Source organism: Pseudoalteromonas sp. T1lg122, assembly GCF_002964825.1.
GTDB lineage: Bacteria > Pseudomonadota > Gammaproteobacteria > Enterobacterales > Alteromonadaceae > Pseudoalteromonas > Pseudoalteromonas gelatinilytica.
On the sequence record NZ_PQCG01000034.1, the window covers coordinates 100,979 to 114,925 of the forward strand.

11 protein-coding genes and 1 pseudogene are annotated in these 13,947 nt (G+C 37.9%); 7 read left to right on the forward strand and 5 right to left on the reverse strand.

Going from position 1 to position 13,947, the window contains the following annotated elements; genetic code table 11:
* Window positions 1-136: 136 nt before the first annotated feature.
* From C2M33_RS18560 to C2M33_RS18570, 3 genes are read left to right on the forward strand one after another with little or no spacing between them, the layout of a single operon-like run.
* On the forward strand, window positions 137-1,771 hold the full coding sequence (locus C2M33_RS18560; protein WP_063707013.1) for a response regulator: 1,635 nt from the start codon (window positions 137-139) through the stop codon (window positions 1,769-1,771).
* Window positions 1,772-1,777: 6 nt separating this feature from the next.
* Complete coding sequence (locus C2M33_RS18565) at window positions 1,778-3,154, forward strand: extracellular solute-binding protein (protein ID WP_105175136.1); 1,377 nt, start codon at window positions 1,778-1,780, stop codon at window positions 3,152-3,154.
* On the forward strand, window positions 3,151-5,100 hold the full coding sequence (locus C2M33_RS18570; protein ID WP_105175137.1) for an ATP-binding protein: 1,950 nt from the start codon (window positions 3,151-3,153) through the stop codon (window positions 5,098-5,100). The genes C2M33_RS18565 and C2M33_RS18570 overlap by 4 nt, the downstream gene beginning before the upstream one ends.
* Before the next feature lie 7 nt (window positions 5,101-5,107).
* On the opposite strand, the gene msrB is transcribed toward C2M33_RS18570, so the two are convergent.
* The 5 genes and pseudogenes from msrB to C2M33_RS18595 all read right to left on the reverse strand — a co-directional run.
* Window positions 5,108-5,551, reverse strand: coding sequence for a peptide-methionine (R)-S-oxide reductase MsrB (gene msrB, locus C2M33_RS18575; RefSeq protein ID WP_063707007.1), 444 nt, complete (start codon window positions 5,549-5,551; stop codon window positions 5,108-5,110).
* Between the two features lie 80 nt (window positions 5,552-5,631).
* Complete coding sequence (locus C2M33_RS18580) at window positions 5,632-6,084, reverse strand: hypothetical protein (RefSeq protein WP_105175138.1); 453 nt, start codon at window positions 6,082-6,084, stop codon at window positions 5,632-5,634.
* 9 nt (window positions 6,085-6,093) lie between these two features.
* Complete coding sequence (locus C2M33_RS18585; protein ID WP_105175139.1) at window positions 6,094-6,582, reverse strand: DUF2919 domain-containing protein; 489 nt, start codon at window positions 6,580-6,582, stop codon at window positions 6,094-6,096.
* Window positions 6,579-6,923, reverse strand: a complete 345-nt coding sequence (locus C2M33_RS18590; RefSeq protein ID WP_105175140.1) for a DUF3392 family protein — start codon at window positions 6,921-6,923, stop codon at window positions 6,579-6,581. Before C2M33_RS18590 ends, C2M33_RS18585 begins: the two co-directional genes overlap by 4 nt.
* Window positions 6,916-7,791, reverse strand: a pseudogene (locus C2M33_RS18595) (helix-hairpin-helix domain-containing protein); the annotation flags it as partial. The pseudogene C2M33_RS18595 and the gene C2M33_RS18590, both read right to left, overlap by 8 nt.
* A 401-nt stretch (window positions 7,792-8,192) precedes the next feature.
* Here C2M33_RS18595 and C2M33_RS18600 point away from each other — a divergent pair.
* From C2M33_RS18600 to C2M33_RS18615, 4 genes are read left to right on the forward strand one after another with little or no spacing between them, the layout of a single operon-like run.
* Window positions 8,193-10,109: a hypothetical protein gene (locus C2M33_RS18600; RefSeq protein WP_105175142.1), complete on the forward strand. Its 1,917-nt coding sequence runs from the start codon at window positions 8,193-8,195 to the stop codon at window positions 10,107-10,109.
* Window positions 10,106-12,058 carry a hypothetical protein gene (locus C2M33_RS18605; RefSeq protein ID WP_105175143.1) on the forward strand — a complete coding sequence of 651 codons (1,953 nt, stop codon included), beginning with the start codon at window positions 10,106-10,108 and terminating at the stop codon, window positions 12,056-12,058. Before C2M33_RS18600 ends, C2M33_RS18605 begins: the two co-directional genes overlap by 4 nt.
* A 1-nt stretch (window position 12,059) precedes the next feature.
* Window positions 12,060-12,614: a hypothetical protein gene (locus C2M33_RS18610; RefSeq protein ID WP_105175144.1), complete on the forward strand. Its 555-nt coding sequence runs from the start codon at window positions 12,060-12,062 to the stop codon at window positions 12,612-12,614.
* Window positions 12,611-13,942 carry a tyrosine-type recombinase/integrase gene (locus C2M33_RS18615; RefSeq protein ID WP_105175145.1) on the forward strand — a complete coding sequence of 444 codons (1,332 nt, stop codon included), beginning with the start codon at window positions 12,611-12,613 and terminating at the stop codon, window positions 13,940-13,942. The genes C2M33_RS18610 and C2M33_RS18615 overlap by 4 nt, the downstream gene beginning before the upstream one ends.
* Window positions 13,943-13,947 lie beyond the last annotated feature (5 nt).

Here is a 13,947-nt window from a genome sequence, read left to right on the forward strand (position 1 = left end):
AATCTATTACTCACTTCCCCCTTTATTGATATAGCCCAAAGCTAAACTTTAAATCGTTGCAAAAGCTGTAATTTGCCTTGTCAGCAGCTAGACTGTTTATTATAGTCATTGTTAACGTCACTTAGTCGCAAGTCCAATGCCTGCAAAGATTTTTTCGAAAGCCAAAATTTTAATAGTTGAAGAGCAGCCACTCGCTCAAAGCTATATGAAACAGTCCTTAGAGGGATTGGGGTTTCGCCAGTTACGCTTTGCAGAGCATGCAATTGCAGCAAAAGAACAATGTCAAATTGAGCAATTTGATCTCATCGTTTGTTCATTTAATCTTAGTAAACATCAAGATGGCTATCAGCTTTATGAAGAGCTGAAAATGAAGCGTCTTATCAAAAACTCTACTGGCTTTATTTTTATTTCGGCTGAAACAAGTGGTTCTTTGGTTCACAGTGTACTCGAGCTACAACCAGATGATTTCTTAGTTAAACCTTTTACAATTAACGAATTAAAAAATCGTATTGAAAAAGTGTTATTACGCAAAAGTAACCTTCATCAAATTTATCAACTTATTGATGATGGGAATGACTCCAAAGCAATTAAACAAATAGATACCTTGTTGCAAAACAAAGGCAATAGCTACAGTGCCATTCTATTAAGATTAAAAGGCGATGCCCTACTTCGCCTCAAACGCTTCGAAGATGCCAAAGCATTTTTTAAATCGGTGCTTGATATTCAAAAATTTACTTGGGCAAAAGTTGGTTTAGTCGAAGCACTGATTGCTAATAATGAACATACCCTAGCACACCGCATGCTTAAGACGATGTTGCAGCGCAGTGAAACTCGACTAGTTGCTCTTGATTTACTGGGTCGATTAGAAATAAAACTCAATAAATTTGATGAGGCACAGGATTTTTTTAGTAAAGCTGTTGAAATTGCCCCGCGTAACATTGACCGCCAGAAAACCTTAAGTCATGTATCACTGCTTAATCACGATTATGAAAAGAATTATTTAACGCAAAAAGACATTGCCAGTTACGCAAAACACTCAATTCACGATAACCCTGATATATATTTAAATGCGGCGCGCGCAGGGATTGATTTTGCTTTAACGACGGATCAAACCGATCAAGTGAATCGCATTTCAAGACAAACAAATCAGTACTTAAGCGATTTAAAAAAGCAGTTTCCGAATAGTAATAATCAAACACAAATTGATGTTCTCAATGCGCGTTTACATTATTTAAAAGATGAACATCAAAAAGCTAAAGCACTTATCAACCAACTTGATGAAAGTGACACTCAAATTCGTTCAGTAGATGGTGCGCTCGATAAAGCGAAAGCGTTTCATGAGCTTGGTTTTCACCACAAAGCGCAGATGCTGTTTAACCAAATTATTACTCACTGTGAACGCCACCCATCGGTAAGCGATCCGGTGTATTTACGTTATATTCAACAACAACAAACTGAGCGACGTGATATTAAGCTCGGTCCGAAAGAGCTCAATAACCACGCAGTTACACAGTTTAATAAGGGCCAACTTAATACGGCGCTTGAGGCATTTACCCAAGCATTTAGGATCATGCCTAAAAATGCCAGTATCGCTTTAAACCTACTGCAATGTTTATTCGATACAAATAACCAAGGCCAATCTTTTAATTTAGCACTCGCGAAAAAGTGTTTTGCTTTGTTAGATACTCAAACATTAGAAGATGAACAAGCAATCCGCTTTGAAAAAATTAAAGCTCTGGCGGCAAAATTAAAAATTAAGCTTGCTGAGTAATTTCGTATGGCATCTCAATTGTTTAAATTTAAAAAGCCCTTCTTATACGTTGCGCTTGTCGTCTTTTGCCAATGCAGCTTTGCCTCGGCAACTTTACAACATTGGCAACAAGCCAGTATCAATTGGCAGAGTGAGGCCGGTAGCCATATCAATATTTTGGCCGATGAACAGCCCGCTTTTATGGCGCTAAAGCCCTACATTCCTTTATTTGAGCAACTAACTGGGATTTCGGTTGGCTTTCATGCCTTAGAACAATCACAAATGCGTGTTCGTCGTCATCAAGATTTGAGCGAAGCCACAGGTCTTTACGATGTACTGCCGATGGGGATCACCTTTTTAGGTGAAGCTCAAAGCCAAGGCTGGATTGAGCCTTTACAGCCCTACATTGATAACCCAAAACTGACAGATAAAGCTTGGTATCAATTAGAAGACATCAGTGAACGTAGCCTAGCGCTTTGTAAAATTGATAACACGCTATACTCGTTACCATTTGATTTTTCTGCGCCGATTTATTTTTATCGTAAAGATCTTTTCGAACGCTTTAATTTAGATGTTCCCGATACTTACGAGCAACTACAAGCAGTTAAGATTAAGCTTCAAAAGGCTATTGACCGCACTCCTTCTTTGAACGGGATGCACGCATTTGCCTCACGTACGCTGCCCGGTGCAGGATTAAACACTTGGACAGTATTACCTGTTATGCGTGCTTATGGCGCTGAAGTTATCGACGCGCAGGGGCAGTCTGTTTTTGATAGCCCTCAAACAGCACAAAGCCTGCAAGTGTATCGCGACCTTGTAACAGGGTTCGGCAATCCAGATAACAGCCGTTTACTACACTTTTATGAAATTCGACGCTTGTTTAAAGAAGGTCAACTTGCCTCAGCCTTTTTGGCCTCGCATTTTTATAATGAAATCGATACCGCAGAAGAGTCTGATATTTGGAATAAGTGGGAAGCAGCCCCCTTGCCGGCAGGCCCAATCGCCCGAGAAACATCTCCTTGGGCATGGGCGTTTGCGATCAACAGTAAATCAAATAAAAAACTTGCGGCATGGTTATTTATTCAGTGGGCGACTAGTGAACAAACTGCTGCACTTCTGAGTACAGGTGGCTCACCGCCAAGACAAAAAGTGTGGCATGACAAACTATTTACTCTCGTAAACAAACCTGGCTTTAATCAAACCATGTTATGGGTATTTGAGCATGCAACACCGGATCGCCTGCAGGCCGGTATGGTTGAGTTTCCGGTTATCGGCGAAATTATCTCGCAAACTTTTAGCCAAATTTTCTATGGTGCAGATATAAAACAATCAATTAAAAGCACCGACGCAAAAATCAACGCCAATATGCAAGCACTAAAAATACGGAGCAATATTCAGCAATGAGAATTAGTATTGCCCACAAAATTTTAATGATCATCGGCTTTACCATTACCCTTATTTTAGGGGCAAGCACCTCATTGCATGTGATGGAACTTAAAGAGCAAACGCTTTTGAACATGAGTGAAAAGGCCGATGCGATTGTCTCGCCCATGCTGTCAGAAATAAACAGCCTCACAAAAGACAATACCGTAGGAAGTTGGGTGCTTAAAATTCAGGGGATCACTTTAAAGAACATTTTAAAAAATAATACCTTCGATGATTTACAAACAATTTACTTTATCGACCAAAATAATTTTATAGCCGCCCATCCTGATAACAGTAAAGTAGATACCCTAGAAACTAACCAAGTACTGTTAAAGCAGCTCAATCCGAAACAAAATGCTATTGTAGCCATGGAGCAGCAATATGCTGTTGCTGTGCCAATTAGCAATTTTCAGGGTGAAAATATCGGTTACGTTATCGTAAGCTTTTCAGATAAAGACTTAGCGTTAAAAACCAAATCAATTATTAGTAATGCGGTTTCGCTGTTTGCCATTTACCTATTAACTGCACTTATCATCGCTTATATCATTATTCGCCGTATTATTTTACAACCCATTGATCAGCTCGTGGAGTTTTCTCATGCCGTGACTACCGGTGATTTAAACTGCCCTATTAATATAAAAAGCCAAGATGAAATAGGTACCCTCGCCAGTGGCTTTAAAATGATGCGTGCTGCGGTTAGACAACAGCTCAACAGCATGCATGAACAACATAGTTTACTTGAAGACACCGTTGCAAAGCGCACTCAAGAGTACCTTGATGCTAAAGAGCAAGCTGAACAATCAAATCAGGCTAAAAGTCGCTTTTTAGCGAATATGTCTCACGAATTAAGAACCCCACTCAATGCAGTGTTAGGCTTTAGCCAATTACTACAAGATAGCGAAACAGATAAAAATAAGCGTCGTTACTTAGAAGCAATATCAATCTCTGGTAATTCACTCCTTAATGTATTGAATGACATTCTCGATTTATCAAAAATCGATGCTGGTAAAATGCAACTTGATATTGAGCGTGTAGAAATCCCTAAAATGTGCCATGAGCTTAATATGATGTTTTTACAACTCAGTGCGCAAAAGGATCTCGACTTACAAATAACCGCTCACCCAGAGTTAACAACCCCTGTGTTGCTTGATAGCAATAAAGTGCGCCAAGTACTGACCAACTTAATCAGTAACGCCATTAAGTTCACTGCACAAGGCAGTGTTAAGGTGTATTTCGATTTTAAAGCCCACGATGACAACAGCAATATTGATATTAATATTCATGTCACAGACACAGGTAAAGGTATTCCCAAAGATCAACAAGACCTTATTTTTAATGACTTTGAACAAGTACAAGGTCAACGTAGTTCAGAGTTTGGTGGAACGGGATTAGGTCTTGCGATTTCATTGCGTTTTATCAAGTTGATGGGTGGTGAGTTATCGGTGATAAGCGATAAAGATAAAGGCAGTGAATTTATCGTGTCGTTACCGAACGTTGAATTAGCCGAGTCTAAAAACGAAGTGAAACATCGTAACTACCCTGCTATTTCAAGCTACCATTTTAATCCTGCTCGCATTTTGATTGTTGATGATATTCCTTACAACCGAGACTATTTAGAGTCCTTCTTATCACGCTGGAGCTTTACCATCGACACCGCTATCAATGGTGAAGATGCCCTTAAAAAAATTGAGCAGCACCAGCCTGATTTAATCATTATGGATTTAAAAATGCCGGTGATGGGCGGGTTAGAGGCTAGTCAGTTAATTCGCAGTGATGATCGCTTCAAGCATATTCCAATCATTGCGGTTACAGCGTCGGTATTAAAAGATGATAAGGCGCAATCCAGTATTTTGACAGACTATATAATTAGTAAGCCAATCCACCGTGAGCACCTTATTTTCATTATTGCTCAGTATTTAGATTAGCCACGCATTAGTCGCGTTTTTTCATCGCTATGGCATTCATGCAGTAGCGTAAACCACTTGGCGGTGGGCCGTCTGGGAATACATGCCCTAAATGCGCATCGCAAACATTGCAGACGGCTTCAATACGCTGCATGCCATGGCTAGAGTCCGCGATATAGGCAATGCTTTCAACACTGCTAGGCTGAGTAAATGACGGCCAACCAGTGCCACTATCGAACTTTTCATCGCCATCAAAAAGTAAGTTGTCACAACATACACACACATATTGACCAGGTTCAAATATCGTACATGAATCAGAGCTGTGCGGACGTTCAGTGCCTTTTAAGCGGGTAACATAGAATGTATCTTGTTCGAGCTCAGCTTGCCATTCAGATGGCGATTTTTCGACTCGACGTGGAGGTGTTGGGTTACCGTTATGGGCAAACTCTAAAATATCTTGCCAAGTTAACATAGTGCTCCCTCAGGGTTGAATACAACTGTTGCACAGTACATCACAAGCCCTACCAAGGGCAAGCAGCATGCGTTTAGTGATTACTGTGTTTGCAGCCGGATATCTATTTGTGCACGTTCACGCTCAGAAAGTAACTGTGCTAAATGGCTATTAATTTGGCTGCTATTAACACTTAATAAGGCAGTTATCTGCTGTTCATTGACATCCGTTACATGAATGATCCCTTCGCCGATTTCAATCTGCTTAATTTGGCCAATTAAAACAAACTCAGCTTTGCGTTTAAAATCGAATAAACCTGCCAGACTTATCAGTGCTAGCTGATTCACATCGCGCTTTAGTAAATCGGCAATGGGATTACGCGCGACAAATAACGGCGTGACTCGATAGAGGCTTGATAGCGTAATAAAGCCCCATAACATCACAAACAACGAGAATGCAGCACTGTGCCAAAGTGGCGTAAATACCCATAAAGCACTTAATAACAGCGCGATAGTGAGTGAAATTTTTGCTAAAAGCTTATTAATTGCCAACATAGTGTTGTCCTATTTCTTTTCAATTGGATCAGGCCAATCATTAAAAAAGACCGACAAATATCTGCTTTTTAATAGATATAACAGTACCCATAATACCAGTACCATTTGGCAGGCTAAGAACAACGAAAATTGATAATGACTGTGTGCAGCCTGATAGGTTAACCAACTTAAATCCGTGATGGCACACATTATTAATGGCCAGCGCATAAATCGCCAAATAGACGACAGACGTTTTGCACTTTCGGCGTTTTCTTGAGGTCGGCGTAAACAAAAGATCACCGCCGGTAATAAGGCAATAGCCGCAATGGCAATGGCTGTAAAGAAATCGCTTTTCGATTTAAAAAACAGCGACATGATATCTAAATCAGGGCGACGGCTGAGCGCCGCCATCAGCCAAATAAAGTAACTGCGTAACAGCACTAATAACGTTAAATGAAACGCCACAGGGGTTCGATAAGCACCGTGTTTATCCCAGTATTCTGGCCCGTAACGGTTCATATTTGGTTCTTCTTATCGGCAATGATGCCAAGGACCAAAAACGCAGTGGTAAGTGTCAGTGCCAGCCATTTAACACCGAGTAGCATTAGCAGCTTACTTAAAAATGGGGTCACAAACACCACAAGTAAGCCCATACCAAACCCAGTGACCAGCACAAAGCAAAGCACGCGAATAATAAAGTGACGACGCGCGACAAAGCGCTTGGTCACTTTAATAATGTCGTTTGCGTACAAGGATATAAAACACACCACCAGCAGTAATGAAATATTGTAAAGGTGTGGTTGCAGCCAGCTGCCGATTGTTAAAGCAACTGACGACAATGCCTGCAATAGACTATCCATTGTGCTCACTTAAAAGCGCAATAAGGTCAGCCTCAGTTAACACATCAATACCTAAGTCTTGTGCTTTGGTTAATTTTGAGCCTGCCTTTTCACCTGCAATCAGTGCATCCGTTTTCGCCGATACACTACCCGATACTTTTGCACCTAACGCCTGTAAACGTGCTTTTGCATCATTACGGTTAAGCTCGCTCAATGTGCCAGTCAGAACGTAGGTTAAGCCCGCTAATGGCTGCGCATCGGCACTCGGCGCGGTTAATTCTGGCCAGTGAATACCTTGCTCAACCAATGCATTTACAACCGCCATATTGTGCTCTTCGCTAAAGAAGCCACGTACATGCTTGGCAACGATTTCACCCACGTCACTTACTTCAGTTAACGCATCAACGCTTGCTTGAGTAATTTTTTCTAGCGTTAAAAAGTGGTTTGCTAAGTTTTGCGCTGTTGCTTCACCCACTTCGCGAATACCTAACGAGTATAGGAATTTAGCTAAGGTTGTTTGCTTTGCATCTTGCAGCGCATTAACTAAGTTCTTAGCAGACTTAGGACCCATTCGCTCTAGTGATTCAAAATGGCCTTGTTTAAGGATAAATAAATCAGCAGGCGTTTTGATCAGTTCACGGTCAACGAGTTGATCAACAATTTTGTCGCCTAAACCATCAACATCAAGGGCTTTACGTGACGCAAAATGTTTAATTGCTTGCTTACGCTGCGCTTGGCACACTAAGCCCCCCGTACAACGGGCAACCGCTTCACCTTCTATGCGCTCCACATGTGAGTCACAAATTGGGCAAGTCGCTGGAAATTCAATGTCTTTGGCATCGTCAGGGCGACGTTCAAGGACAACTTGGGTAATTTGCGGAATAACGTCAGAGTGTAATGTTTGATCTTTTTTCAAATAGTATTCGGCAAACATATTTGGACCGTAACCATTTGTTAACTCTTGATAATTATAGAAGTCCATAACTTTATTTGGATTGAAACTTTTTTCAACTAGATAAGGCAACTTTAAGATTTATTGATCTTATCAAATTGAGATCTAATTCAGAACAAATTTGAATTTTTTTCAAATTAATTGAAATTTTTTCAGGCATTTTTAAAACCTAAAATTCCGTCTTAAATATTAAATTTTTCAGTCCTTTATACACACCATACAGTCATAAATAAATAATAAACATAAAAATATATACCTTACTTTTCAATAGGTTACACCTTGATTTTTTAAATTAATGAGCAATAGTGATTAGGAAAACAAGTTAAGAGGTATTTAAATTGGAAGGTTATATAGATGATATATTTCTGCACGAAAAGCTAGCTGAGTTAAGTGCAGTGATAGCTCCCGAAGGCAATGCTATTGCGTTTTATGAAGCATTGACCAAAGGAATAACTGTCAGAGCGTATAAGCTAAAGCATTTATCTATGGCAATTAAAGTATTTACTCACCATAAGAAGGCTTGCAAAGACCTCAATCTGAGTTCATTTCAAGACTCAATAGCGAGCTTTGTTAATTTGGAAGAAATCAATAATCAAAACCCAAGCACAATTTTCTATACCCTCGTTAAAAAGGTTTACCAAAGTGCCGTAACTTTAGAATATTTCATTCATAATGAAGAATCACGCACATTTAATATATTTCAACTGTGTCCGCAAAATCCGTTAGATGTAACTGAAGCTTTAAAGTCTTGCTTAGAAAAACTGTCGTGCAATGAAGAAGTAACTAAAGCAACACAACTATTTATTTCTTCAAAAAACGTTGAAAAAAACTACCTACGAGTTTTTGTCAATTGCTTTGAAGACATTTCAAAAATAGACCCCAATTGGTCACCGTTAGCAATAAAACAAGGAATTGAACGATTTATAGATAACTACGACAACGATAATTATGCCGAAACTACTAAGTACCATGAAATAAGCCGAGTTCTTGAACTTTTCTCACACCTTAAAGGCTTGGGGCTAATAGATAAGCACACTGTGTTTCCTAAAAATATTAAAAGACCATCAAATTCCAGTTTAACGCGAAGTACTAACCCTACAATTTCGTCAATAAACATAGATAAACTGAAGCCTGATGGTGCTATGACATCAGCTCAGTCCCTCATCGAGCAATTTTACGATGATCTAAAAACTAAACTCGACTATCTGTTAGCTAAAGCAAGATCAATTATATTGTCATATTTCCGAATATATGAGCTTAGTGATGACAACAGTAGTTCAAATGGATTAGAAAATGATCTAATTGTCTCAATGCATATAGTTATTGTTAATGAAATGGGAATTAACCCAACCCCGCTATACAACTTAAAAGTCACGATTGACGCAGACACTAGGACAAAGAAAGAATTCATTAAAGTTGAAGACGATGGTTATGTCCGAATAAATGTAATTAAATGGCGACAACGAAGACTACAAAAGAGATCCGCAACCCCTTCTACAGTGCCTGCTTTTGCAGAGTTGAAAGATGAAGACATTAACGCTGCATTTTGTATTCAGTTTGCAATTTTATTAACAGAGAATAGACGTAAAGAACTGAAAACAAATTTGCTATGGATTCGAAAAACGCAAAAGGTAATTAGAAAAGACAATGCATTTGATCGGGAATTTAGAATATTTTGTAATAAGTACCTTCCCTCAGAACTTGCTAAACTTGAGCCAACACTAATGCGAGTGCGTATGTCACGAGCAATAGAAATATACATAGGAAGTGATGGTGATGTCGTAAAAACTGCTAGTTATTTAGGAAATAAAGTTAAAACAACATTAAGCACCTATATTCCTGCTTTTCTACAAGAAGTTGTTTATCGTAGAAAACTCTCCGTTTTTCAACACCTTTACTTAGTTCTAGCTACCGCAAATGAAAGTGAAAAGTTAGCTCTTCTCGGCTTAAACCAAGAGCAATATGATAGCTACCTGAAAGCAGTTTATAAAAATGAAGATTTTGGCGGCATTCTATTTGAAACATTAAAGCCGACTAAGAATGAATCCACAGCAGATACAGAAACATTCTTTATCTGTTCCCCGAAGAATTTCGCTTTCGCTCTGAAACTACTAAAAACCTCCTCATGTAAAGACAGCGAATTATATAAAGTTTGTTTACATGCGGTCAAAAAAGCTTCTGCTGGCAGCATTATGCAAAAGAAAATGATTCAAGAAGCCGAAGAAATTTTGGATCAGGAGGTGTTGAAAAAGTGAGTGATTTAGCCAAACAACTATCGTTAACGACTGCCAATATTCCATTTCTAGAGAGTAAAACTTGGATCGCAAACGATGTTAATAACGACTATTGGGAAGTAGCAAAGACTAGTTTTTCAATAGCAGTAGACTCATCTACTCCCAAAGCACATTTAACAAAAATCATATTTAATAAAGCAATATGCCCAAATGGACTGCTGACGGACGATTTGTTTAGCATCTTATTGATAGATATTAAGCTATGCCTAATAAACATTGTTGAAAGCAATGCAACTGAAAAACCGTATAGGCTGCAAGGCATATGTAGAAATTTTATCTATCTAATAGTTGCAGTGAACGAAAGTAGAAATGAATCTGGTCTTTCTCCTATTCTTTCTCTCAGCCAAATTACAGAAGAAGATGTACTCGAATATGTAAAATCTTATGATATTGATGCCGAAGTATTTTTTGCTGTAGTTGACGAATTAGCAGATCTTAAAAATACTCCTAAAAAAGTTGATTGGGAAAAAATAAAAGCCAAGTTTTCTATAAAATCTAAAACTTTTTCAATAATTAAACATCGTATTACAAATTCGAAAAATTCAGATTTGTATAGATCGAAGAATACTGAAAGCAAAAAGTTTGGTGATGCAAACACAAAACGAGAAATAAATGAAATGCATCTTCCAAACAAAAAGACGGTTCAGAATATTGTTGCTGATATAAATCATTTATTCACTAGCTCTAATGGGCTTATCAGCCCAATATCTTTTTCGCCTTACGAGTTAATTGGTGGTGAAGAAGGGTTAGTTTGTATTTTCAAATCATTTCAAAATGAAATTAAAACCTCAGTTATACCATTGGAAGTAGCTCTTCATTTGATTTCTACCTCTCTCAAATTTCAAACTTCATACTCAAATGCACTGCTAGAGTACTTAAAAGCCTTAGATTTGCATTATAAAGATTCAACTGCACACCTAGCAAAATCAACTTTAAAAAAGGATTGCGATAGAAGAGAGGAGCTATTTCATGAAGTAGCAATACCAAAAGAACTGTTACCATTAAAAATAGAAATACTCGGCCTTGAGAAAGAAACAAAAAGCCAGAATTACTTGAGCCTAACTCAAGCGATATACTTGTATGTGGCATCAATGTACATATTACTAGCATGTATATCAGCCACCAGAGAGTTATCAATTTTACTGCTAAATAGAAATTGTTTTGAAAAGTCACCACTTGATGGACTATGCGATATTGTATTCAAGCAAGTAAAATCTAATACAAACAACCGATTGCGAACCATTTACCGCCCTATTCATGACAGAATTTATACACTAGGACTTCAGTTTAGTGAATTCTCACAATACCTAGAAAATAGATTCAATATTTATCATGAAGATAGTGAAAGTTACCTTTTCACAAATTTTTTTACCATAAAGAAAATTATAACTCGTCACTTTGATTGTACAGACGAAGAACTCATAGCAAACCACCTAAGCGATGACACCATGCAAACGCTAATAGATCAGTTCTGCGATTGGGCTGAGGTCCCTCTTATAGATGGTAAGCGTTGGTATGTTAATGAACACCAGTTTAGACGCCTATTTGCTATTTTATATTTCAATTTAACTGACGAAAAAGGCATTGAAGAGCTTTCTTGGTTTTTGGGTCATGAAAGCTTAGAAATGACTTTCCACTACGCGGAGCAAAATCCTTCTAGTGAATGGATAGACGAAGCAATAATTTCTATTTCGAAAAGAGCCGCAAATATCAATCAGAACCTTAACGTTGATGAAGAAATAGCGAAAGTGGTGGAAGTTTCAAAAGAGAAGTCGCTTAAGCTCAATTTGCAACTAGAAAGTGTTGTTTATCAAGCTATCAATGATCGAATTAAACGTACTAACGAAGAAGTTCATTTCGAGCGTGTTGATGGCAGTGACATATACTTTTATTTTACGAAGGTAAAATAAAATGGGGAAATTTAAAACAGGCGAAACTTCAGCAGAAGTTAAAAAGTTAAGTGACGATATTACTGCTTCTATCAAAGAAAAAACGCGACTGATAAAAGAAGCCATCGAACTCGACCATCTACCTGAATATATCCCTTTAAATAAAAAACAAACAAGAATAAATGTAGGGGATGTACACTCTTGGGAATCAGAAGAGCTTGGGATAATCAAATACGTATACAATACTGCCAATACGGACAAAAACTCAGAACACCTAACAAAATTAAAAAATGCTGTTATAGACTTCAATCAATTTTTGGCAAAGAGTAAATTAGAACCACCTACCACTGAAAAAAAAGCAAAATCAAGCTACAAGACTAGGAATGACTTGTTAATAGAAGTTAACGAGTTACAAGCCCAAATTGCTATTTTGGATCGAGAAGTTGTTGAGATATTTCGCGCATTTAATCAGCTAAGGTCGTTCATCACTACCAATAACTATGACAATAAGAGATATCACGAAATTCTTAGAGCACTAGTTTTATCAGGAAATCAAAGGTTAAAGGCTGTAAAATGACAGATTTACGAATTGCAAAATTTCCTGATCTTAGTTTTTTAAAAGTATTGCCAAATGAACCTTATAACTACCCATATATTCTAAATTCAAATGGTAGGTTCGACTGGGAAGCTAATCAATATTTACTTGAATATAGTGGAGGTAACTTAGTTTACGGAGTTAAACCTGTTCCGAGTACTATCATTGCTCATGCTCAGAGCATATCAATCTTACTAAATTTCATAGAAAAAAGTGAAAACCTATCTCTGTTAAGCTTTTCAGATGAAAATTTTTATGATTATGTTTCACATTTAAAAAAGAGGATTATTGACAACGGCACAATCAAAACTCACTGCCGAAAAGCAATTGATTACTTTTTACACCTTCAAAAAAACTATACTGACTTAAAACTTATTACAGAAACGGCAACTAATAGCAAACAGTATCAAATTCATGTTACTAAAAGAATCAGTAAAGCAGGCGGCAAATCTAAACCATATTATGATCACAAGTCCTTTGAAGGGTTAGTCAAAATAACTGAAGAAGTAGACTATATAAGGGATGATGAATTTATCGACTGGTTAGACGCTATTAATCATACTAAAGAACATCCTTCTCCCAGTCTAATCATTAAACTTCGCTGGGAGGCTATCAGCTACCTTTTAGATGCAACAGGATCAAGGATTAGTGAATTAAAAGACATTACTCGCAGCATAATAAAGGCAGCATACAACCCACTTGCAGATCTTGATGATGAAGTGCAAATCTCTAACATCCCAGTCAAGAAAGGAAAATATAAGGGTAAATCTAGAACAATTCCCGTATCAAATGGAACCATCCAGCTCCTAATGAGCTACATTAATGAAATTGAAGCCTTATGGCCTAATATGGATCACGACAAACTATTCGTAAACATGAAGAATGGTAAGCCATTATCTGGTAACTATCTAAAAAACTACACTTTGTCGGTTATCAAAAGAAGTAAATATGCGGCTCGGCTTCGTCATGTAAACAATCACTCATTTAGACACCGCTACATAACTTTAAATGTTGCGAAGAAAATTAAAGAGCATGGCTCAGCAGGACCGATAACTAACTTACTTCCGTTAGCATTAAGTGCAGTCAGGAAGCTGACATTGCACGCCTCGCCTGACACCATGAATACCTATGTCCATTTAGCTCAAGACTATAACAATCGATACCGTCTAAAAAACGAACATGCGATGCTCAGTTCACTATTAAAAATTGATCTTAAAAAGTTAAAACGGATCAAAAAACAATATGAATCTGGCAAATTAACCGAGCAAATAGCCTTTTGCGATATGCTAGAAATAATTAACAATCTTTAGGTAAT